Origin of the sequence: Streptomyces sp. GbtcB6 (genome assembly GCF_019091475.1) — a bacterium.
GTDB classification, from domain to species: domain Bacteria; phylum Actinomycetota; class Actinomycetes; order Streptomycetales; family Streptomycetaceae; genus Streptomyces; species Streptomyces hyaluromycini.
In genome coordinates this window covers 1-233 of sequence record NZ_JAGXJL010000504.1, presented here as the reverse complement: position 1 = coordinate 233, position 233 = coordinate 1, and the positions used below count along the sequence as shown (strand labels likewise).

Below are 233 nucleotides of genomic sequence, written 5' to 3'. Positions count from 1 at the left end.
ACAATGTGACGATCCGGAACCCGCTATGTTCTCAAATTGTTTCGGTTCCAGCAGCGGGGCGTTGGAAGAACTTTGCCGAATTTCAGCGTTCGGCGGAGCAAGCGGCGGCGCTGGCCGATGCCTATTTGCTCGCGGTGAATGTGGCCAAGGTCATGGGCGCGGCGCGCACGCCCCAATTGCATGACGTGCTGGTGGCCCGTCCGCTGGCAGAGCAAATGCTCCGCAAAGGGACC

General features: G+C 60.9%; 1 protein-coding gene. It reads left to right on the top strand.

Going from position 1 to position 233, the window contains the following annotated elements; all coding sequences use genetic code 11:
* Positions 1-233 (top strand): hypothetical protein (locus tag KVT45_RS55810; protein WP_217562794.1); only part of this gene is annotated, 233 nt, incomplete at both ends.